This window comes from Bacillus carboniphilus (assembly GCF_020524035.2).
In the GTDB taxonomy this organism is placed as follows: domain Bacteria; phylum Bacillota; class Bacilli; order Bacillales; family JAIVKR01; genus Bacillus_CC.
In genome coordinates, this window is sequence record NZ_CP129013.1 from 922,518 (window position 1) to 945,547 (window position 23,030).

Below are 23,030 nucleotides of genomic sequence, written 5' to 3' on the forward strand. Positions count from 1 at the left end.
ATACACCTCTCTTCTATTATTCATTTGCCTTTTTTTGAAGTTCATAAAGCGTATTTAACGCTTCTAAAGGTGTCATTTCTAACACTTTTAACGTCTTTAGTTCTTTTACAATCGGTGATTCTTTTGTTGTCACTTTTTTTGGTGATTGTGTTTCAAAAAATGAAAGTTGCTCATTTTCAGAAGCCGTCACTTTCGTTTGTTCCTTCTTCTCAAAGCCCTCTAAAATATGGTTGGCTCTCTCAATTAACGATTTTGGTACTCTGCTAATTGTGCGACATGAATTCCGTAACTTTTATCCGCTGCTCCTTCGGCAATCTTATGAAGAAAAACAACTTTTCCATTTTCCTCAATAGCTTGCACATGAACATTTTGCAGGTTTGTTAATGCTTGATCGAGCTCCGTTAATTCGTGGTAATGAGTAGAAAACAACGTCTTTGCACCGATATGGTTATGAATATACTCTAGCATCGCTTGAGCTAAAGCCATCCCATCATAGGTAGATGTCCCTCTTCCAATTTCATCGAAAATGATTAAACTATTGGATGTCGCATTTACGATCGCATTTTTTGCTTCAAGCATTTCAACCATGAACGTACTTTGTCCAGAAATTAAATCGTCTGCTGCTCCGATTCTCGTGAAAATTTGATCAAATATTGGTAACGTCGCTTCTTTTGCGGGTACAAAGCAGCCTATTTGTGCTAGTATCGCCGTTAAGGCTACTTGCCTCATATACGTACTTTTCCCTGACATATTCGGTCCGGTAATTAACAGCATGTTTTGATTTTCTTTCATTATGCAATCATTGTTTACATATTCTTGTGTATCCATGACTTTTTCAACAACGGGGTGTCTACCTTCTATAATGACTAACTCGTTATCCTCAGACAAGTTTGGTTTCGAATAACTTCTTTGTTCACTGATGACAGCAAAGCATTGAAGGACATCCAGTTCACTAATCAGCTTCGCTAACTGCTGAAGTTTCGGGATATATTCTTTTATTTGTTCGCGAATTTGGATAAATAATTGATACTCAAGCTCAACCATTTTATCTTCGGCATCTAAAATAAGTCTCTCTTTTTCTTTTAGTTCTGGCGTTATATACCTTTCTGCGTTTGCTAACGTTTGTTTTCGTTCGTAACGTCCTTCTTCTAACAAATGCAGATTGGCTTTTGTCACTTCAATGTAGTAACCAAATACTTTGTTGAATCCAATTTTTAAAGATTTAATGCCCGTTTTTTCCCGCTCTTGCTGTTGAAGTTCAGCGATCCACTTCTTTCCATTCCGACTAGCATCACGGTATTGATCCAATTCCTGATGAAATTGATCTTTTATAATATTTCCTTCTTTTATGGAGAGTGGTGGTTCTTCTAAAATAGACTTGTCTAAGATGGAAACAACATCTTCACAGGGGTCCATTTCATTAGCTAAGTTTCGTATATCTGCATTGTCAAAGGAAGTAAGCAAGCCTTTTATAGAAGGAACTTGCATTAATGAATGCTTTAATTGAACGAGATCACGCGCATTCACATTCCCAAAAGCAACCCTTCCAGATAGTCTTTCTAGATCATAAACACTTTTTAACCGATCTCTTAATTCTTCGCGTTCAAAAAAGCGTTCTAGTAAAGCATCTACCATGTTTAAACGTTTTTGAATTTCCATGCGACTGAGCAAAGGACGATCAAGCCAATTTTTTAACATGCGTCCCCCCATCGCTGTTTTCGTTTCGTCAAGAAGCCATAGTAAGGAACCTTTCTTTCCTTTCGATCGAATCGTCTCGGTTATTTCTAGGTTGCGTCTAGAATACATGTCCATTTTCATGAAGCTTTCCATTTCATAAAAATGAACTGGCTGAAGATGATCAAGACCTCTTTTTTGCGTATGATTTAAATAGTGATAAAGGAGACTGAACGTTTTAACTTTTAACTGACTGTTCGCCTGTTTTGTTAATCTAATAACCTCTTCATTTTGTTCTACATGGTCTTGATAAGAAAAAGTCACTTGACATCGCCCTGATATTTGCTTTTTAAACTCTTCTGGAAAATCAGTCGCAATAACCACTTCTTTTGCTCCAACTGAGTATAATTCATTTATGATGCTCTCTTTTTCGAGCGCTGTTGTTAAAAAAGATTCCCCTGTTGTTAAATCGGTATAGGTTAACCCATACTCTTCATCCGCTTTAGAAATTGAAGAAATATAGTTGTTTTCTTTCTCACGAATTCCTTTTCCGTCCATCTGTGTACCAGGTGTAATCATTTGCACAACTTCTCTTTTGACCACACCTTTTGCGTGTTTTGGGTCCTCCACTTGCTCGCAGATTGCTACTTTGTAACCTGCTTCTATTAAGGGTTCAATGTAATTCATGGAAGAATGGTAAGGAACACCGCACATTGGAATTCGTTCCTTTCCTCCTCCATCTCTACTCGTCAAGGTGATCTCTAAAAGCTGAGAAGCTTTTAATGCATCTTCAAAAAACATTTCATAAAAGTCCCCTAAACGAAAAAATAAAAAAGCATCCTTGTATTGTGATTTTATTTTTAAATATTGCTGTATCATTGGTGTGTAAGCTGACATTTTTTAATCCTCCAACTGCAAAATATCCGTCTATTTCCATTTACATGAAAAGAGAGTCTTAGTTTATTAAACTAAAAGACTCCTCAAAGTATAGTTTATTATAACATATAAGCAACAGTAATTAGTCCACATAAAAAACTAGGAAGCAATCACTCCCTAGTTTTTATTATTCTTCGACGTCGCCTACTAAAAAGTCGGGGTCGATATCTTCTACTTCACTTTCTAAATCGTCTTCCCAGTTGTCTTCCTCTTCAGATAAACCATCTGGATCGATCATTACCACTAATTTCGTTTCTCCTACACATTCAACAAGGTGTTCTCTTTCCACTTGAACAACGATATTTTCTCCACTTGGAGAGATTGTTACCTCTAGACAATTAGGCTGTTGAAGAACACTTGCGATAACTTCCTGTTCATCATCCAAATAATCTTCATCTCGATATCTTAGTTTAATAACATCTTTGTAAGATACTGTCTCCGTCACGACTTCTGTTTTTGTATTATCATCGAACGAATACCAAATATTGCAATCATAAGTACCGTTAATTTCAACTTTTTTCCCCTGTTTTTCAGCTTCATATTTATGGTTAATACACCAACCACCTAAAATACTCGATGGTTTTTCACTTGGGGATAAAGTATGTGTCGCTTGTGTGAATTTACGCCCTTTTGCAACCACTGCCTTTGCAATAATTTCTCTTCCCGCCATACGAGCATATCCCTCCTCAAACAATCTTCAATTCTATCCTATGCTGGGGAATCATCATATGTGCCAAAATTTTATATACGTCTCTTAACTCATACATAAGACTTTATAATTTATTGTATGCGCGTGTGGGCGAAAATGTACAAAAATATTCATAGAAAAAGAAAAAAGAAACGATTTTATAAATCATCGCTTCTTTTTTACTATCATTTTCTTTTATGAACAAGATCTACCGAAAGAATTTTTTACTTTCGAACCCGTTTCTCCTCTTAATAAGTCTCCATCAGTAGACTTGATGATTTCTTTAGTCACATGATTAGAGATCGTATTGGAGACAAGTTGTAGTAATTCATTTACTTCTACTTGTGACTCCTTGAACTCTTGGATGATCGGAATTTCATCTAACTCTTCGTAAATCTTATCAATTTTCGCTTCTACCTGCTTTAACGCTTCAGTTTTCCCATAATGTTGAAAATTGACCGCTTGTTTTTGCAAGCTTTTAATACTTGCTATTTTTTCGCGAACTTTTTGATTTTCATTTAATTTCGCTTCCGCCTTTTTAAAGATGTCAACTTGCTCCATCTCAGAAATAACTTGAGCTAGTTCCTGTGCCTTGGTAATAATATCGTCTTTTGTATAATGACTCATAAATTATTCCACCCCGATTTCTTCCTCAATCATTTCTCCATTTAAGGACCATGTTTTCGTTTCTGTTATTTTCACTTTAACAATTTGTCCGATAGAAGTTTTTGGACCTTTGAAATTGACTAGCTTATTTTTTTCAGTATATCCAGCTAAAACATCCGGATTGTTTTTACTTTCTCCTTCAACTAATACGTTAACAATTTTTCCGTCATATTCCTTCATTTTTTGTGCAGAAGTTTCATTCACTAGTGCGTTTAAGCGTTGAAGGCGTTGTTTTTTCACATTCATTGGAACATTATCTTTCATTTTGGCAGCCGGAGTTCCTTCGCGAGGTGAATAAATAAACGTGTAGGCACTATCAAAACCTACTTCTTTATAAAGCGATATTGTTTCTTCAAATTGTTCGTCAGTTTCATTTGGAAAGCCGACGATAATATCTGTTGTTAAAGAAGCATTTGGAATCGCCTCTTTTATTTTACGAACAAGTTCTAAATAATGCTCTCTCGTATATTTACGAGCCATAATCTTTAAGCACTCTGAACTTCCAGATTGAACGGGTAAATGAATATGGTCCAGTAAATTTCCGCCTTTTGCTAATACGTCAATCAGATGGTCGTCGAAATCTCTAGGATGACTTGTTGTAAAGCGAATCCTTGGAATATCAATTTTGCGAAGTTCATCCATTAAGTGACCTAACCCATATTCCATATCTTTAAAATCTTTTCCATACGCATTCACATTTTGCCCAAGGAGCGTCACTTCTTTATATCCTTGAGCAGCTAGGTGACGAACCTCTTGAATAATATCTTCAGGTCTTCGGCTTCTTTCTTTCCCTCTCGTGTAAGGAACGATACAGTACGTGCAAAATTTATCACACCCGTACATGATATTAACCCAAGCTTTTATATTTCCTTTTCTTTTACGAGGAAGGTTTTCAATGACATCGCCTTCTTTAGACCATACCTCAACTACCATTTCTTTAGACTTATAGGCATTATCTAAAATTTCTGGTAAACGGTGAATATTGTGTGTACCAAAAATCATATCCACGTGCTGATACGTTTTTAAAATTTTGGACACGACAGACTCTTCTTGCGACATACAGCCACAAACCCCTAATAATAAATCTGGACGCTCTCTTTTTAATGCTTTAAAATGACCAAGTTCACCAAACACTTTGTTTTCCGCATTTTCCCTAATGGCACACGTATTGAGCAAGATCACATTTGCGTCGTCTACTGAATCCGTATGTTCGAAACCTAAAGCAGTAAAAATCCCTGCCATGACTTCTGTATCATGTTCGTTCATTTGACAGCCATACGTGCGAATGTAAAACTTTTTCCCTGTTCCTAGACCACGATACTGCTCTGAAATTTGGAAGTTCTCTTGGTAAGCAACCTCTTCTTTTCCCCTTTTCTTTGCTTCTTTTAAAGAAGGAGGTACATACGTTGTATCAAAATACTTGCTGTAATCTTTAACGGATTTTTTGTCCGGTGATTTAACAGCCGTTTGTTGTTGTTTTCTTTGTTCTTCGTTCATGGTTATTCTCCTTTCAAAAAACCCCAGTTGTTCTTTCCAATCACAAGTACACAACTTCACTTACGGATTTCGAACATCCTCTAGTATATAAGGAATGTGGCGATAATACAATAATAGGGCCATCATTGTCACTAACTGATCAAATAAAAACTTATTATTTAAAGAAGGAAGAGGATCATTTTTAGAAATCAAGAATCTATATGTTTCGATTTTATTTTTCAAACTATGTGTAGCATTATAAGTGTAAAAAGTGATAGATTTTACTACCTAGCAATATTGTACGAAAAAAACCCATTCATAAAGAATGAGCTTAAGATTGTGACAGTTGTTTTTTCGTCACAATCATTTTTGTTGATAATTGTTTGGATCGATCAACTATTTTGCCAGTGTAATAATTAAGTTCAAAAAGTAACGATACTAACCTCTGTTCATCAATAGGTGTTTGTTCGCTCTTAAGCTTACTTACTGTATCATTCCAATTCATAACTACTGTAGCATAAGTAGAGGACAATCTTTTAGCTGAGAGATTTTTCACAGGAAAGTAGTTTTCTAAACTTTTATAATGAGTATGTGGGTTATGAAGTTGTAACGTATGAAGTTTGATTTCTTCAAGACAATGTAGAACAATTGATCCAATAGAATATTGATTAGGAGGAGCTTTCCATAAATCATTATCACTTAATTGGTCTAAACAAATGATAATATTAGGGGCAATTATTGATGTCATTCGTTCTTTACATAGTTGAATAAGGTCTCTTTCATATTGATTTTCTTTCATCCTTTAACCTCCATATTAATATCTTTTTGGGACCTACCATAAAAAAGTAGGCCCCCTATAAGTTTACATAAACTCTGAAACTAACTTGTCAAATTGATTCTTCTCTAAGGATAATTCTAGATCTTTTAACGGTTTTTCACTGTAACCTTCTAAAAGCTCTTGGTAGGAAGGTTGGTTTTTGTTCTGATAGATAAGACCTGTTACCAAACCGTCGTGCTCCATGACCGTTTGCATTGCTTTTAAGCGGTCATTTGGATTATAATCCTCAATATCTTTCAATTTTGTTAAATTTTTCTTAAACCAGTCATATGTGTTCACTTTATTGTACGTCACACAAGGGCTAAAGACATTGATAAATGAAAAACCTTTATGATTGATTCCTTGCTCAATTAATGATGTTAAATCTTTTAAATCTGTGGAAAAACTTTGGGCTATGAAGGTAGAACCAGCGGTTAAAGCCATTTCAATAACAGAAACAGGCGCCTCGATTGACCCTTCAGGTGTACTTTTCGTTTTAAAGCCAACTTCACTACGAGGAGAGGTTTGCCCTTTTGTTAAACCGTATATTTGATTATCCATGACAATATAGGTAATATCTATATTTCTACGAATGGCATGAATCGTATGTCCCATCCCAATCGCAAAGCCATCACCATCTCCACCAGAGGCAATAACCGTTAAATCGCGATTGGCCATTTTCACACCTTGCGCAATCGGCAACGCTCTTCCGTGAATTCCATGAAAACCATACGAGTTAATATAGCCTGATATTCTCCCTGAGCATCCAATACCTGAGACAATGGATAATTGATGTGGTTCTAATCCAGTATTTGCTGCTGCCCGCTGAATAGCCGCTTGAACAGAAAAATCACCACAGCCTGGACACCAATTCGGCTTTACTTGATTACGAAACTCTTTAAACGTAGCCATTTATTTAAACTCCTTTACAAAAGAATAAATATCACTAGGTAAAAATGGAGTGCCGTCATATTTCAGAAGGGAAGTAATCTTTTCTGAAAAACCAACATTCATTTTGATTAAATTAGCCAATTGAGCTGTTGCATTATTTTCGACAACAATTACTTTCTTCGCCTTTTGCATTTCTTTGAAAACTTCTTCATTAGGAAACGGATGAATGAGTCTAATATGAACGTGATTGACAGATAAACCTTCTTCTATTAATCTATTCATCGCTTCTTCAATTGCTCCTCTAGTAGAAATAAAACCGATTAACAACACATCAGGACTCTCAAAGTTTTCAACCGAATGGATCGCATTTTTAAAAGAAAGGTTCTGTAGCTTCCTCATTCGCTTTTCCATTTGTTGCTTGCGGTTAAGCGCAGATTCCGAAGGTTTTCCAGTTTCATCATGTTCAACACCTGTCACATGAAAAATAGCGTCTTTCGTTCCTGGAAGTACTCGTTCTGAAACACCTTCCTCCGTCAACTCGTATCTCTTAAAATATTCTTTTTCCTCTGTATTTCCGACTCCATCTGTCATGAGCTTTCCACGTCTAATATGAATCTTGCTATAATCTAAAGGTTCAACCGTTTGTTTCCCTAACGAAAGTTGCAAGTCAGTCAAAATGATAACTGGGCACTGGAATTCTTCCGCAATATTAAAAGCTTCAATCGTATCGTAAAACGCCTCTTGTACGGTACTTGGTGCAATCACCACTTTCGGAATTTCTCCATGCGTACCATAAACTATGGCTAACAAATCGGATTGTTCTTGTTTTGTTGGTAAACCCGTACTCGGTCCCCCTCTTTGGGTATCTATAATAACGAGAGGGGTCTCCGTCATCCCTGCTAATCCAATGGCTTCCATCATCAATGATAAACCAGGACCTGCTGAGGCAGTAAAACTTCTAGCTCCTGCATAATTAGAGCCAATCGCCATTGTACATGCGGCTATCTCATCTTCTGTCTGAATGACCGCACCTCCAAATTGAGGTAGTTTACTTATTAAGTATTCCATAATTTCTGATGCCGGTGTAATGGGATAAGCAGCCATAAAGCGAGACCCCCCCGCCAGCGCTCCTAGAGCAATGGCATCATTTCCGATCATAAACATTCGTTTATGTCCGTCCGCTTCGTTTAAGAATAAGTCCGTTCGATCAAACCCTAGTTCATCTTTTAAAAAGGAAGCACCTGCTTCAATAGCCTTCATATTATTTTCAACAACCTTCTCCCCTTTTTTTCCATATGTATCTATCACTACTTCTTTAAAAAGGGAAGGATTTAAATCTAATACGGCACTTGTTGCCCCTATAGCAACCATATTCTTCATTAATGAAGTGCCAAGTTCCGTTGCAATTTCCGTAAAAGGAACAGAGTAAAGAGTAATGTGCTCATTCTCCTCTATGGAAGGCTTACATTTGGCATCAGCCAAAATAATTCCACCTTTCCTTAACTCTCTGCTATTTACATCAATTGTTTCTTGATCAAAAGCAACTAAAATGTCTAGATCATCGGAAATCGCTCTAACTGGACTTGTACTCACCCTTATTTTATTATTTGTATGTCCTCCTTTTATACGAGAGGAAAAATGCCGATATCCATACAAATGATAGCCTAACCTGTTTAAAGTAGTAGCAAAAACTTCTCCTGTACTTTCAATACCCTCACCTTGTTGACCTCCAACTTTCCATGAAAGTTGATCCATCATTTTCTACACCCCTTTTAAGACTGCTTGAAAGTTTTCTGCAAAAATTTCTCCTTCATACTATTAGTATATGAATAATATTTGATAGATCTAAACGCTTCCATTTTAGACTTAATGACAAAAAAAAACAAGAGAAAACCCTTATTTTTTCGAAAAATCCGATTTTTCGGAATGTTTTAGGCAATAAAACGAGTCATGAAATTTTCAAACAATATCTTCTTTACTACGGTTTCCGAATAATGTTGTTGCAAGAGCTCAATCAAATTGGAATAACAATCATATCTTTCTAATTCAGCAACACATCCATCCATCCCATCAAAATCTGAACCTAACCCTATATGGTCATCTCCAACTATTGAACCTATATAATCAATATGTTTTAATACATCCGACAGTTTTACAAATCGGTTTTCATTTAAAAATTCTGGTACAAAGGTTACACCAATTACTCCATTTTTGTTGGCCATTTCGAGAAGCTGCTCATCGGTTAAATTTCTTGGATGAGGACAAATTTTATAAGCATTTGAATGAGTAGCTACAGGATATTTAGCTACTGTCATGACATCCCAAAAGCTTTTTTCGTTTAAGTGCGATAAGTCTGTCCATATTTTAAAGGAATTGAGTAGTTCACACACTTTTTGTCCATAAAGCGATAACCCACCTCTTGATTTTTCAAGCGCACCATCTGCAACTAAGTTGGAAAAATTCCACGTTAATCCTACCGAGCGGATTCCTAAATGGTATAAATGATTAAGCCGAGAAGGTTGATCACCAAGTGCTTCACATCCTTCTAAAGTAAGAATAATCCCTATTTCATCAGTTTGAATTTTTTTTATATCCTCCTTTAAGAGAATAAGTTTAATAAATGAATATTTATGAAAAATCTTCTTATAAAAGATGTCTATTTGCGCAAGGGCAATATCCCATTTTTGATCACTAGGAATCGTTTCAGGCACAAATATAGCTAAACATTGTATAGATTGTTGACTTTCCTTTAGCATTGATATTGTCGTTTGCAACCTTGGATCGTCCCATTCATTTATCGATGGATCTTTCCAAAGCTTAAACAATAAGTCACAATGGGCATCAAACCTTCTCATCAATTCACCACCATTTAAGAGCTGATCTTAAGAAAACCGCAAGCTAAATAGAGACCTATTTATATACTCCCTCATTAAAGTAACGTTTTCTCTAAATATTTCTGTTTTTCTCAGGATTTCATTTTTCATAAGAAACTGATTGAAAGAAATCATGCGTATAGATTGTCATTTTGGACATGAGGGTATACTTTCTTACTCTGTAAAAATGAACCTGCTTACCTAAAGGCAAACAGGCTCATAGTAATTGTTTTTTTCAAGTTTCATTTCTATTTTATCGAGGTTCAATAATCAGCTTAATTGCCGTACGTTCTTCACCATCAATTTGTATATCAGTAAAGGCTGGAATACAAATTAAATCAACTCCACTAGGTGCAACAAACCCACGTGCAATTGCTACTGCTTTAACCGCTTGGTTTAAGGCACCTGCTCCTATCGCTTGAATTTCCGCAGCTCCTCTTTCACGTAAAACTCCTGCTAAAGCACCTGCAACAGAATTTGGATTTGATTTCGCTGATACTTTCAATATTTCCAATTAGAGTTCCTCCTTATTTTCCATTCGTTAGAACAGACATTATTAGAATAATTGCAAATACAAGGTCTACTTGACCCTAAGATGGTTTTCTAATAAATACTATATTCACTAAGGAGTAACAGTATTCCTGCATTGTAAAAGCCTTTTTCAAAAAATTCTAAAATTAAGGACGATTTACTCAAAAAACATATGATCGTCATTAATTAAAATTCGGTCAATTTTCTTAGATTTCCCCGTGCGATCATCAATTTGAATCACAACTCCACTTAATTGTGTTCGACCAGTGTCAACATCAAATCTAACAGGCAGGCTTGTCTGAAACTTTTTTATCACTGCTTCTTTATTTACACCTAGTACACCGTCATAAGGTCCTGTCATTCCTACATCTGAAATATAGGCAGTTCCTTGTGAAAGGACACGGTTGTCTGCGGTTTGAACATGAGTATGTGTTCCTACTACTGCAGACACTTTTCCGTCAAGAAACCAGCCTATCGCTTGCTTTTCACTTGTCGCTTCAGCATGAAAATCAACAAAAATATAGTTTGTCCTTTTTGAAGCCTCTTCGACCAATGGCTCGATCACTTTAAATGGGTCATCAATTGCAGGTAAAAAGGTTCTCCCTTGAAGGTTAATAACCGCCACTTCTTTATTTCCAGATAAGGGATAAAAAGCAATCCCTTTCCCTGGTGTTCCTTCAGGATAATTGGCAGGCCTAACTAAAAATTTCGCTTCATCTATGAACTCAAATATTTCCCTTTTATCCCATGCGTGATTTCCTAAAGTAATGATTTGCGCACCAGTTTCACGAATTTGATGATAAATTTTTTTGCGTAATTCCTTTGCCATGCGCAGCCATTTTCTCCATTGACAATCGTCAAATCAGGTCTATATTTATTCTTTAACTTAGGTAAATACTCACCTAACATTTCACGACCGGGTGATCCAACTACATCACCTATAAATAATATTTTCATTTTATGTAACCCTTTCTTATGTATTCTATTTTGAAATTTCAAATACTATCTACACAAAAATAAAGTGGCACTTAAAGCACCACTTTATTTCGCATACTCAACAGCCCTTGTTTCACGTATTACCGTAATTTTAATGTGCCCTGGATAGTCCAAATCATTCTCAATCTGCTTTCGGATATCTCTAGCTAAACGGTGTGCTTCAAGGTCATCCACTGAATCAGGCTTCACTAATATTCGAATTTCTCTCCCTGCTTGGATAGCAAAAGATTTTTCAACTCCTGCATGAGATTCGGAAATTTCTTCTAGTTTTTCTAAACGTTTAATATAATTTTCAAGTGTCTCACTTCTTGCACCAGGACGTGCGGCAGATAAGGCGTCTGCTCGCTGCTGCGACTAACACTGCAATAACAGATGTTGCTTCTGTATCTCCATGATGTGAAGCAATACTATTAATTACAACAGGATGCTCTTTATACTTGGTAGCAAGTTCAACACCTATTTCAACATGACTTCCTTCTACCTCATGGTCTATTGCTTTTCCTATATCATGAAGCAATCCTGCTCTTCGTGCGAGCATTTGGTCTTCTCCCAATTCTGCTGCCATTAAACCTGTTAAAAAGGCAACCTCTATTGAGTGCTTTAACACATTCTGACCATAACTTGTTCTAAATTTTAGTCTTCCTAAAATTTTAATTAAGTCTGGATGAAGTCCATGAACTCCTACCTCAAAGGTGGTTTGTTCACCTGCCTCACGAATGTATTCATCCACTTCTCTACGAGACTTTTCAACCATTTCCTCAATTCGTGCCGGATGAATTCTTCCGTCTTGAACGAGTTTATCTAATGCAATCCTAGCCGTCTCTCGACGAATTGGATCAAATCCTGATAAAATCACCGCTTCTGGAGTGTCGTCAATGATTAAATCGATCCCAGTTAAAGTTTCCAGTGTACGGATGTTGCGACCTTCTCGACCAATAATACGACCTTTCATTTCATCATTCGGTAAATTGACTACAGACACGGTTGTTTCTGCTACATGATCTGCTGCGCATCTTTGTAAGGCAAGCGATAGAATCTCTTTTGCTTTTTTATCTGATTCTTCTTTCGCATGTTGCTCTGCTTCCTTAATTTTCACAGCTACTTCATGAGAAAGCTCCTTTTCCGAACGGTCAAGAATAATCGATTTGGCCTGATCTTTTGTTAAGCCGGAAATACGTTCAAGCTCGGATTGCTGTTTACGTACCATCTCGTCCACTTTGCTTTCCATCTCTTCAATATGCTGTTGTTTATCCGTCAGTACACCTTCTTTTTGTTCAAGTGTATTCTCACGTTTATTTAAAGTGCTGTCTTTTCGATCTAAGTTCTCTTCTTTTTGAACTAACCGATTTTCAAGTTTTTGAAGCTCATTTCGGCGATCACGTATTTCTTTTTCTGCTTCTGTTCGCAGTTTATGAATTTCGTCTTTTGCTTCTAACAAAGCTTCTTTCTTTGTTGCTTCAGCTTCACGCTTAGCATCATCTAAAATTTGCGTTGCGGCAGCGGTAGCTCCCGCTATTTTAGCCTCTGCAAATACTTTCCTGATAAAATAGCCAACAACGACACCGACGATAAGGAGCAAAATGGAGATGATCCACCATAACAGATCCATAATGTCACCTCCTCTTGCTATGAACTTTATTCATTTCATTTCATTTAAATTGGTTAGCATGTACATTCTTTAAGTTCAAAGTCAGCGCTTTAATCGCTAATCTACGAAGTGTTAAATATACAATCTAATTGTAATTGTGGGAATTTTTATTGTCAAGCAAGCAATAAGTAAGTAAAAATTCCTCTATATGAAACTACAATCTTCATTATTGTAACACATTTTTTATTTATTAACGAATTTCTTAACTTGCTTTATTCATAAAAAATTAAAACCAGACTTTGTCTGGTTTTAATCGTTCATTCTTATTTATTTTCATCTAGTTCAAGCTGCTCTTGACCTTCCTCTAACTCGTCTGCACCTGTTTGCAAACCGTAATGTTTACGGATTTCTTCTTGAACAGTTTGAAGTATATCTGGGTTTTCTTTAAGGAACAGCTTCGCATTTTCTCTACCTTGACCTAGTCTTTCATCATTATAAGAATACCAAGAACCACTTTTTTGAATAATATCTAAATTAGAACCTAAATCGATAATTTCACCTTCTTTAGATATCCCTTCTCCATACATGATGTCGACTTCAGCTGTTCGAAATGGCGGTGCCACTTTGTTTTTGACAACTTTAATTCTCGTCTTATTTCCTACCATTTCATTTCCTTGTTTTAACGTTTCAGCTCTTCTAACCTCTAGACGGACAGATGAGTAAAACTTTAACGCTCTTCCACCAGGTGTCGTTTCTGGATTCCCAAACATGACACCAACCTTTTCACGAATTTGGTTTATAAAGATGGCAATTGTTTTCGATTTATTAATGGCACCTGATAACTTTCTTAATGCTTGAGACATGAGTCTTGCTTGAAGCCCAACATGCGCATCTCCCATTTCACCTTCTATTTCAGCCTTAGGAACTAATGCCGCCACTGAGTCAATGACGATAATATCTACAGCTCCACTTCTTACTAAGGCTTCAGCAATTTCAAGCGCTTGTTCCCCTGTGTCAGGCTGTGAAAGTAATAATTCTTCAATGTTTACACCTAAGTTTTTAGCATAGGTAGGGTCTAAAGCATGCTCAGCATCAATAAATGCAGCTTGGCCTCCTTGAGCCTGAACCTCTGCTATCGCGTGCAATGCAACAGTCGTTTTACCTGAGCTTTCTGGACCATATGTTTCAATGATTCGTCCACGAGGATACCCACCTATACCTAATGCAGCATCTAGTGCTAGAGATCCACTTGGGACAGTCGAGACTTTTCTGTCTGTTTGCTCACCTAACTTCATTATCGATCCTTTACCGAATTGTTTTTCTATTTGTTTAAGTGCCATATCTAAAGCAGCTTGGCGATCACTCATATTATTTTTCCTCCTATCCCTGTATGGAGCTTTGCAATTAACAAAACTCTTTCAATTAAACGGTAAGTTTAAGAATATTTAAACAGTGCTTTCGTTAGTATTTAGTCCTAGAACATACAGCGATGAACAGGATGTTCTAGCGCAGGCGTTAGTCACAAGAAGTGATTGCACTTAGTTGACGTTCTTTGATACTTGATAATCGCATCTTATGCTTATCGTGTCTTTTCAAAGCCCTTCAGCTTTTCTAATTTCCACTATCCTTACTATACCGTTATTTTTTCTATTTGCCAAGTGAAAAACGAATAAATGTTCGTTTTTTATATTTTTAAAAAAAACATTATTACACTAGAAAATTTAATTTTAATAGGATGTATTAAGACTATTTTTAACTCTCAAATACAGAAAACATTTTATTTAAGTGTGTAACAGCCTCTTTAAGTGTGTGTTCAAAAAGTAAGGAAAAAAGAGCCGAGAAGAACGAGGCGACGGAGCTATGAGCACCACAGTGTACGTTCTTTGTACATGAGGAGTGGAATAGCGAGACAACAAAGTTATTCGACTTCAATTTTTTCTAGGACTTTTTGAACAGCCTCTTTAATAAAATATAACAACCATAATTTGCTGAATACCTTCTAATCATTTCCCTTGTTCCAGATAACTTCAAAGAAAATGCTTCCGTTTGTTGGTTTCTTATAGATAACCCAACATAGACTGTACCAGGTTCATGATCCTCAAGCGCTTCTGGACCTGCAACCCCAGTAAAACTGATCCCAATATCCGTATTCGATATTTTTCTTACCTTCTCTGCCATTGCTTTTGCACATTGTTCACTTACTACTCCGTGTTTTTCGATCAGATCTGTTGGAACACCTAGAACTGTCATTTTCACCTCGTTCGAATACGACACAATGCTTCCTTTGAAAACAGAAGAAGCGCCCGATATTGCCGAGATCCATTGTGAAAAAAGGCCTCCAGTTAAACTTTCAGCGGCAGCGATCGTTTGTTTACTTTCAGTCAACTTTTTCATCAACTCAATCGGTAAAGTCGTCTCACCATAGCCGTAAAAATAATTTCCTACTCTTGCATGGATTTTTTGTTCAAGATGATCCAGATTTTCATCGATTTCATTTCTCTCCTTGCCTTTTGCAGTTAGACGAAGAGTTACCTCACCGCTTTTAGCTAAAGGAGCAATGGTTGGATTTTTTTGCATTTCTAAAAGATCGAGTATGTCTTCTTCTAATTTCGATTCCCCGATCCCAAAAAATCGCAAGACTCTTGACTTAATCATCTCTTCCATTTTTAATTGTTCTTTTACATAAGGAACTACATAATTCAAAACCATTGGTTTCATTTCACTTGGTGGCCCAGGTAGTAACAAATAATAGTGATCGTGATAGTTTAAAGCCATACCCGGTGCCATTCCATAATCATTTTTAAGAACATGGGCACCTTCTAAAACGAGCGCTTGCTTTTTATTATTTTGAGGCATTTCTTTATTTACTTTTTGGTAGTAGCCTTTTATAAAGTTTAGTGATGGTTCATCGTATATTAAAGGAATTCCCAACCGTTTTGATACCGTTTCTTTTGTTAAATCATCTTTGGTCGGACCTAATCCTCCAGTTAGTATGATAAGAGATGCCCTTTTTTCTGCCACGTTTAAAGCATCTAAAAGCCTTTGTTCATTATCTCCTACAACTGTATGATAATAAACATCCACACCCATCTCAGCAAGATATTCACTAATAAATTGAGCGTTTGTATTGGCGATTTGACCAAGTAGTAATTCCGAACCTACCGCGATTATTTCTGCGTTCATCATTCTTCCCCCTTTTAAAACCTAGTCTATTATTTATTAATTACTTAGAATGAATAAACGCATCTTTGTTTTTCGCAAAATAGTCCCAACCTGAAATAACAGTAAAAAATGTAGCGATCCATAAAAAGATCGTCGCGACTGGAATATGGATCAAATTAAATGGAATGTTATGTAATAAAAGTGCTGATACGGCAACAATTTGCGTCCAAGTTTTAATTTTCCCGAGCATATTTGCGGCAACCACTTCTCCGCTACCAGCAAGAACTAATCTTAACCCTGTTACAGCAAATTCCCTACTAATGATAATAATAACGATCCATGATGGAGCTAATCTGAGCTGTACTAAAATAATTAGCGCCGAAGAAACTAATAGTTTATCAGCTAGTGGATCTAAAAACTTCCCTAAATTGGTGACTAAGTTATGTTTTCTTGCCAAATGTCCATCAATCCAATCAGTAGTGGATGCAATAATAAATAATATCGCGCCCGCTAAATGAGAGATTGGTAGTGCTTCATTGCCAACTTGAATGGTGCCCCAATTAAAGTCGACAAGCATTAAGATCATAAATATTGGAATAAGCATAATTCGACTAATAGTAATTTTATTTGGTAAGTTCATTTTCATTTCCTCCATCACTATCACAATAAAAGCCATCGGCCTTCGATGACTTTTATTGTTCAGCTTGTTTATTTATAATTTTTATATTTTGAGGAAAATCCTCAGATTGGTACTCTAAATTAATTCCATTTACTTTTATTATTGTATTTGGAATACTTCCAATTCTTATGGTGGTGAACGAACTGTCCTTTAAAGGTATATTTCTTTTTTCACCTTCTGGAATCTCACCTTCAAACAGTTTTTCTTCGTTATCATTCGTAATTCTAACCCATGTTTTTGAATTTACAGCTTCTATTTCCACCTCAAATGAATCAGCATTTAAAAGCTCATAAACCCCTTCAAAGCCTGATTCAGCTTCCCCTACTTTTAGATCTACCTCAGGAGTCTTCTCTTCTTCTTCAGGCTGATCTTGCTCCTCATCTACAGGCTTTTCCGCCGGTTCTTCCTGGTCGCTCTCCTCATTATTTAATTCACTGCTTTGTTCTACCATTGTCTTTTCTTCAGGAGACGTTTGACTAGAACCTGGCCAATATGCTCTAAACGCCCAATAAATAAATACTAAAATCATTATGATGATAATCCAAACAAACAACTTAGGTAAAAGGTCTAATAGCTTAGCAAATGGTTTTGACAGTTCCCCCGTTGAATGCATTTGTGCAACTACATCTGTACGTTCTTGATTATTTGTAGAAGGAATCTCTTTTTGAAATTCTTGAAATAACTCTTCTACATCCAAATCAACAGCTTCAGCATATTGTTTAATAAAAGCTCTAATATAAAACTTTCCTGGTAATATATCATAATTCCCTTCTTCAATGGCAATTAGATAACGTTTTTGTATTTTCGTTAGACGTTGTATATCATCTAAAGTGTAATTTTTTTCAACCCTCGCTTCTTTCAAACGATTTCCTAGTTCTCCCAAAAACAAACACCTTCCAATGCTTAAAAATCAAATCCATTAAAACCTGAATGATCAAATAACCTGTGATCTTCAGTTTCCTCATATGTAATCACTTCGTCAGATGAATTCCTCAATTCAATTATATAATCGAAATCCTTTAATGTGTACTCGGTATTTTGAATAAAAATATCTGGATGCTCAACAACCTTTGTGGATGAAAGCCTCATGATTTCACGGACAAGTTGCAAATGACGCTCTGATCCTCTTCTTGTAGAAACGATGCCATCAATAATAAAAACATTTTCTTCGCTATACTCATCAGCAATTAACTGGCTACGGATCGTTTGTTTTAATAAGGTGGATGAAACAAAAAGCCATTTTTTATTCGCACAAACGCTTGAAGCCACAATTGACTCTGTTTTTCCAACCCTAGGCATCCCTCTAATTCCAATGAGTTTATGACCATCCTTTTTAAATAGCTCAGCAAGAAAATCAACTAGAAGCCCTAATTCATCACGTACGAAGCGAAAAGTCTTCTTATCATCAGCATCTCGTTGTATGTATCGCCCATGACGAACAGCTAAACGATCTCTTAATTTAGGTTCTCTAAGCTTTGTAACAACGATATTATTCATTGTTAACAAAATTGATTCTAAGCGCTTGATTTGTTCGTATTGCTCGCACTTTAGAAGAAGCCCCCCGTCTCGAATCATCCACACCGTTAATTGTAATAATATTAATAGAGAGCATTCCTAAAAGAGAAGATATATCTCCAAGTAAACCGGGCCGGTTCTTTTGTATTTGATATTCTAAGTACCATTCTTTATTCATAAAGTAGCCCCCTAAAAAACTCACCTTTACTATTAATAATAAGGGATTTTCTTCATTTAAGAAAGGCAATTTATTTATTGACATTAAATAATATGCATAATATAAAACAGAATAACAATCATTTCTAATATTATGATTACAAAAAAGAAACAATAGTAGCTGATCTCCCAATAATTCGCATCCTTTTTACTTTAAAATGGCGTAAAAATCTTTTATAACACTGTATGTGTCTAAATATTATATGATGAAATAAAAAATGATAAACATCAATTTAGATTAAAACCAATGTAAAAAGAGGATGTATAAACCATCCCCTTTAGTGTGTTCCATTATTTTGAACAAGTTTCACCATCATATTAGCAATGGCATGCTGTTCCTCACTAGAAGCAACACTCCATAGATCTGCTAATACTTTCTCTTGTGGATTTTTCGCCTCCACACTTTCGGCTAAATAGCTACCGATTTCATAGGCTAATGAAGATATCATCTCTTGATTTACTCCTTCATGTTCAGCACTATGAAGCCTGTCACCTAAAAAATCCTTCCATTGATCCCAGTTTTCTAAAACAGACATGTCAATATACCTCCTTAAAAAGTGAAGTATTACAAGGTTAGTTTGGCATTGATTTGATCATTTATACTATATTCCTCTCATTTTTTGAACAATCTCTTTAACAATACCACCCTCCATTAACTGACAACACTTGTCCGGTGATATAACTAGCTTCGTCCGATAATAAATAAGACACTGCACTAGCTACTTCTTTAGCATCACCAAGCCTCCCCATTGGGATTTCTTCCTCTATAGTTTCGAGCTCTTCTTTTGAATAAACATCCATCATCTTTGTTTGGATAGCGCCTGGAGCAATGGCATTCACTCGTATGTTAGACATTGCCAATTCCTTAGCTAACGCTTTTACAAAAGAAATTTGGCCTCCTTTTACCATTGAATACGCTACTTCTAGTGCAGCTCCAGTTTGCCCCCATATGGAAGATGTAACAACAATCGATCCTTTTTTGTTTTGTATCATCGAAGGAATCAATTTCTTCACGAGCATAAAAGGACTTTTTAAATGTAAATGTATTAAATGGTCTAACTTTTGCTCAGAAACATCTTGAATCATTCCAATAAGGTCCGTTCCACTATTAAGAACAAGCGCATCAACATGACCGATTGACTTAACTAGTTGTGAAACACCTTCTATAGTCGATAGATCGGACTGGATAGGAAATAAACATTCATCCTTAAGTTGCTCAAGTGGACGGGCGTTTGCAAAATAGTGAGCAAAAACGATGTAACCGTCGGCCAATAATTTTTGTACGATCTCTAAACCAATACCACCACTTGCTCCTGTAACTAAAGCTGTTTTCATATCATTCACCTGCATTTTTACATAATAAAAGCTGTCAGCATAAAGGTGACAGCTTCCGCTTATTTTAGTGTCTAGCTCCTGCGCCCAGCGACTCGGAAGTTTTTACACGCAGAGGAAGTGCTAGCCTCATCGTTAGCTCGGACGTCTTGGCTGTACTTAGTTGATGATCCTTTGTAAATAGTCTTCGTTTATACCCCTTCCTCGCTAAACGGGCGCTTCCGCTTTTCTTACTTCGGGACTACTTTGCATACAGTTAGATATTCTGCCTTGATTGTTTCTGATATGACTTGGTTAATGTCGTTAAATGTAATACTTTCTAGCATAGGAACTACATCAAATAAATCCATTTCATTAAAGGCATATCTCGTGAACTGATTAGCAATAAATTCAGGAGAATTTAAAGACCTTAAAAAAGAACCGATATTTTTCTTCTTAACTAATTGTAATTGCTCTTCTGAAATATAATCAGTTGCCTTAAGTAGTACATTTTGAATATGTTCTGCTAACTCATCTGGTTTACTCGAATCTCCCCCCAATAATGGCAAAACCGAAGCTATATTCTTCTGTATAGTCATAACTAAAGGAATCATCAATTAATCCTAATTCATATAAATGTTGATACGTATTTGAGCTTTTACTAAAAAGCAGATCTAATAACATATTCATCGCAAGCTCATGCTTTAATAGTTCAGATCCTTTTCTAAATGGGTTATGAGCCTTTAACCCCACTAAACATTTAGAGGACTGAACATTCATGGTAATCACTTGTGATTTTTCAGCAACCGCCTGTTTTTCATCGACGATTTCTCGTTTGATGTCTTCTTGAAGCTGATATTTTTTTAGAATCTTGATTTTCTTTTATTTGATTAATAATCTTTTCTGGATCAACTGGACCTACAACGAAGACAAGCATGTTACTCGGATGATAAAAAGTGTGGTAACATTCATAAAGAAGATCTTTCGTAATAGTGTCTATCGATTCAACCGTTCCAGCTATATCAATATGTACAGGGTGTTTATCATAAAGGTTTTGAATGACGCCAAAGTAAGCTCTCCAATCAGGATTATCTTGATACATTTGGATCTCTTGGCCAATGATTCCCTTTTCTTTTTCTACAGTCTCCTCTGTAAAATAAGGATCTTGAACAAAGTCAATTAACGTCTCTAAATTTTTTTCGACATTATCCGTACTTGAAAATAAATAAGCCGTTCTTGTAAATGAAGTGAATGCATTGGCAGATGCGCCTTGTCTACTGAAGTCATGGAACACATCCCCCTCTTCCTTCTCAAATAACTTATGCTCTAAAAAGTGTGCAATACCATCAGGAACCTTTTTCATGTCTTTACTACCTAAAGGGATAAACTCATTATCAATAGAGCCATATTTTGTCGTAAAAGTCGCATATGTTTTATTAAAATCTTCCTTAGGTAATACATAAACATCAAGCCCATTAGCCATTTTTTCATAATAAAGATTTTCTTGAAGTTGTTTAAAAGGAATTGTTTTCATCGAGCATTCCCTCCTCCTTTTAAAAAATAAATCGTATCCAACTGAATTTGGCTCGCAACTTTTTCAATATCATTCTTGTCAACTCTATCGATCCCCTCAATTAACTGTTGAAATGAACGATCTGTACCTGCAATGACATTGTGATATAAAAGTTCCACCATCCCAAAAGAAGTATCAATCGTTTCTAAAAGTTGATTTTTAATAACGGCCTTCGTTTGGGAAATTTCTTCATCTGAAAAATTCCCTGCTTGCATCTCCTTAAATTGCTCTTTAATAATCGTAACTGCTTTATTAAAGTTCCCAACATCAATACCTGACATGACCATCAATAATCCTTTATGACTTTCCACTCTTGATGCTGCATAATAGGCTAAACTTTCCTTCTCCCTCACATTCCGAAACAGTTTTGAATGAGAGAATCCACCGAAGATCCCGTTAAATAATTGAAGAGCAAAATATTGATCAGAACCATAACTAACATTTGTTCGAAAACCGATGTTCAGCTTTCCTTGGCTAACATCTTGTTCTTCAACAACTTCATTTACTTCCACTATATTTGTTGCAGTCTGTTTAACCTCTCGTTCTTTTGGTGTTGTTTTAAGATGAAATGAGCGATCAACTGTTTCGTTCACTGTATATTCATCAATATCCCCTACTACAAACAAATCGATCTTATCCTCAGAGATCACTTTATTATAATAGCTAAAAAGTTGCTCTGATTGAATTTGATCAACTCGATCTAGTTCTCCGTTAACATGCAGAGCATAAGGCTCGCCTTCACACATTTCTTGAACCAGTCTTAAATTGGCATATCTCATTTTATCATCGTATACTGCCGTAATACGTTGTTTTAAATTTGCTTTTTCTTGTTCGACCACGGCTTCATCAAAGGGGTGTTCTCGCTTTTCTACAAATTCTGCTAAAAGCTCGATCCCTTTTGATAAAAGGGGCGTTTTATCGGAGAGGAATTTCTCGTTTGGTATATCTAATCGAATCGAAATGATATGTTCCTCTCCTTTTTTCGCTAAATCTACATTTAAAGCTGCACCGTAAAGATCATCTAGGTATTTTCTTAAGCTCATTGAATTTGGATGAGATTTTGTTCCCCTTTGTAATACATGTGGGAGAAGTGCTCTTAACGTAGATGTTTCCTCTTTTAAAGGAGCTTTAAATTTTAAAGTAATTGCATTCGTTTTAAACTTCGTTGTTTTAACTGTATGTAACGTTACCCCACCAACTTGTGAGCGATGTTCTTTTAAGTAGTCCATTCTAGACCTCCTTGTTTTTTACTTTTACTATAACCTAATTTAACTTTATTAATCTAAGCGATTCAAAACAATTTTATTAATGTCATTATAGCAATAGCAGTTGAATAAAGGAAATATTATTGCTATATCATGGTACTTTAATTACAACGAAAGACACCTTTGATAGGTGTCTTTCGTAAAGAGAATTTATCGTCTAATAGTGCGTGTTC

Annotated in this window: 15 protein-coding genes and 5 pseudogenes; all 20 read right to left on the minus strand. The window is 36.0% G+C overall.

Going from position 1 to position 23,030, the window contains the following annotated elements:
- Positions 1-16 precede the first annotated feature (16 nt).
- A pseudogene (mutS, locus tag LC087_RS04685) lies at positions 17-2,571 on the minus strand (DNA mismatch repair protein MutS).
- 166 nt (positions 2,572-2,737) lie between these two features.
- Positions 2,738-3,280 carry an outer spore coat protein CotE gene (locus LC087_RS04690; RefSeq protein ID WP_226538264.1) on the minus strand — a complete coding sequence of 181 codons (543 nt, stop codon included), beginning with the start codon at positions 3,278-3,280 and terminating at the stop codon, positions 2,738-2,740.
- A 213-nt stretch (positions 3,281-3,493) separates the two neighbouring features.
- Positions 3,494-3,925: a YlbF/YmcA family competence regulator gene (locus LC087_RS04695; RefSeq protein ID WP_226538265.1), complete on the minus strand. Its 432-nt coding sequence runs from the start codon at positions 3,923-3,925 to the stop codon at positions 3,494-3,496.
- Between the two features lie 3 nt (positions 3,926-3,928).
- On the minus strand, positions 3,929-5,461 hold the full coding sequence (gene miaB / locus LC087_RS04700; protein ID WP_226538266.1) for a tRNA (N6-isopentenyl adenosine(37)-C2)-methylthiotransferase MiaB: 1,533 nt from the start codon (positions 5,459-5,461) through the stop codon (positions 3,929-3,931).
- Between the two features lie 310 nt (positions 5,462-5,771).
- A complete protein-coding gene (locus LC087_RS04705) occupies positions 5,772-6,239 on the minus strand; it encodes a hypothetical protein (RefSeq protein ID WP_226538267.1) in 468 nt (155 codons plus the stop codon).
- A 63-nt stretch (positions 6,240-6,302) separates the two neighbouring features.
- The gene (locus LC087_RS04710; RefSeq protein WP_226538268.1) at positions 6,303-7,169 is read right to left on the minus strand and encodes a 2-oxoacid:ferredoxin oxidoreductase subunit beta; all 867 of its coding nucleotides are present in this window, start codon (positions 7,167-7,169) and stop codon (positions 6,303-6,305) included.
- Positions 7,170-8,906, minus strand: coding sequence for a 2-oxoacid:acceptor oxidoreductase subunit alpha (locus LC087_RS04715; RefSeq protein WP_226538269.1), 1,737 nt, complete (start codon positions 8,904-8,906; stop codon positions 7,170-7,172). It lies immediately after the preceding gene.
- Between the two features lie 173 nt (positions 8,907-9,079).
- A complete protein-coding gene (locus LC087_RS04720) occupies positions 9,080-10,003 on the minus strand; it encodes a dipeptidase (RefSeq protein ID WP_226538270.1) in 924 nt (307 codons plus the stop codon).
- A gap of 271 nt (positions 10,004-10,274) precedes the next feature.
- Positions 10,275-10,535: a stage V sporulation protein SpoVS gene (gene spoVS / locus LC087_RS04725; protein WP_119116493.1), complete on the minus strand. Its 261-nt coding sequence runs from the start codon at positions 10,533-10,535 to the stop codon at positions 10,275-10,277.
- Between the two features lie 174 nt (positions 10,536-10,709).
- A pseudogene (locus tag LC087_RS04730) lies at positions 10,710-11,509 on the minus strand (TIGR00282 family metallophosphoesterase).
- An 84-nt stretch (positions 11,510-11,593) separates the two neighbouring features.
- Positions 11,594-13,157: pseudogene (rny, locus tag LC087_RS04735) on the minus strand (ribonuclease Y).
- Positions 13,158-13,459: 302 nt separating this feature from the next.
- Positions 13,460-14,503: a recombinase RecA gene (gene recA, locus LC087_RS04740; protein WP_226538272.1), complete on the minus strand. Its 1,044-nt coding sequence runs from the start codon at positions 14,501-14,503 to the stop codon at positions 13,460-13,462.
- 571 nt (positions 14,504-15,074) lie between these two features.
- The gene (locus LC087_RS04745) at positions 15,075-16,319 is read right to left on the minus strand and encodes a competence/damage-inducible protein A (RefSeq protein ID WP_226538273.1); all 1,245 of its coding nucleotides are present in this window, start codon (positions 16,317-16,319) and stop codon (positions 15,075-15,077) included.
- A gap of 40 nt (positions 16,320-16,359) precedes the next feature.
- Positions 16,360-16,938, minus strand: a complete 579-nt coding sequence (pgsA, locus tag LC087_RS04750; protein WP_226538274.1) for a CDP-diacylglycerol--glycerol-3-phosphate 3-phosphatidyltransferase — start codon at positions 16,936-16,938, stop codon at positions 16,360-16,362.
- Between the two features lie 52 nt (positions 16,939-16,990).
- Positions 16,991-17,860 (minus strand): helix-turn-helix domain-containing protein, encoded by an 870-nt coding sequence (locus tag LC087_RS04755; RefSeq protein WP_226538275.1) that lies wholly within the window; start codon positions 17,858-17,860, stop codon positions 16,991-16,993.
- A 20-nt stretch (positions 17,861-17,880) separates the two neighbouring features.
- Positions 17,881-18,670: pseudogene (locus tag LC087_RS04760) on the minus strand (DUF3388 domain-containing protein).
- A gap of 316 nt (positions 18,671-18,986) precedes the next feature.
- Positions 18,987-19,244 (minus strand): DUF3243 domain-containing protein, encoded by a 258-nt coding sequence (locus LC087_RS04765; RefSeq protein ID WP_226538277.1) that lies wholly within the window; start codon positions 19,242-19,244, stop codon positions 18,987-18,989.
- Between the two features lie 97 nt (positions 19,245-19,341).
- Positions 19,342-20,043 carry an elongation factor P 5-aminopentanone reductase gene (gene ymfI, locus LC087_RS04770; protein WP_226538278.1) on the minus strand — a complete coding sequence of 234 codons (702 nt, stop codon included), beginning with the start codon at positions 20,041-20,043 and terminating at the stop codon, positions 19,342-19,344.
- Between the two features lie 227 nt (positions 20,044-20,270).
- Positions 20,271-21,553, minus strand: a pseudogene (yfmH, locus tag LC087_RS04775) (EF-P 5-aminopentanol modification-associated protein YfmH).
- Complete coding sequence (gene yfmF / locus LC087_RS04780) at positions 21,550-22,821, minus strand: EF-P 5-aminopentanol modification-associated protein YfmF (RefSeq protein WP_226538280.1); 1,272 nt, start codon at positions 22,819-22,821, stop codon at positions 21,550-21,552. The pseudogene yfmH and the gene yfmF overlap by 4 nt, the downstream one beginning before the upstream one ends.
- Positions 22,822-23,030 lie beyond the last annotated feature (209 nt).

Coding starts and splice junctions, on each gene's coding strand:
- LC087_RS04690 (WP_226538264.1), bottom strand. CDS start 3,280: ATGGCGGGAAGAGAAATTATTGCAAAGGCAGTGGTTGCAAAAGGGCGT.
- LC087_RS04695 (WP_226538265.1), bottom strand. CDS start 3,925: ATGAGTCATTATACAAAAGACGATATTATTACCAAGGCACAGGAACTA.
- miaB (WP_226538266.1), bottom strand. CDS start 5,461: ATGAACGAAGAACAAAGAAAACAACAACAAACGGCTGTTAAATCACCG.
- LC087_RS04705 (WP_226538267.1), bottom strand. CDS start 6,239: ATGAAAGAAAATCAATATGAAAGAGACCTTATTCAACTATGTAAAGAA.
- LC087_RS04710 (WP_226538268.1), bottom strand. CDS start 7,169: ATGGCTACGTTTAAAGAGTTTCGTAATCAAGTAAAGCCGAATTGGTGT.
- LC087_RS04715 (WP_226538269.1), bottom strand. CDS start 8,906: ATGATGGATCAACTTTCATGGAAAGTTGGAGGTCAACAAGGTGAGGGT.
- LC087_RS04720 (WP_226538270.1), bottom strand. CDS start 10,003: ATGAGAAGGTTTGATGCCCATTGTGACTTATTGTTTAAGCTTTGGAAA.
- recA (WP_226538272.1), bottom strand. CDS start 14,503: ATGAGTGATCGCCAAGCTGCTTTAGATATGGCACTTAAACAAATAGAA.
- LC087_RS04745 (WP_226538273.1), bottom strand. CDS start 16,319: ATGAACGCAGAAATAATCGCGGTAGGTTCGGAATTACTACTTGGTCAA.
- pgsA (WP_226538274.1), bottom strand. CDS start 16,938: ATGAACTTACCAAATAAAATTACTATTAGTCGAATTATGCTTATTCCA.
- LC087_RS04765 (WP_226538277.1), bottom strand. CDS start 19,244: ATGTCTGTTTTAGAAAACTGGGATCAATGGAAGGATTTTTTAGGTGAC.
- ymfI (WP_226538278.1), bottom strand. CDS start 20,043: ATGAAAACAGCTTTAGTTACAGGAGCAAGTGGTGGTATTGGTTTAGAG.
- yfmF (WP_226538280.1), bottom strand. CDS start 22,821: ATGGACTACTTAAAAGAACATCGCTCACAAGTTGGTGGGGTAACGTTA.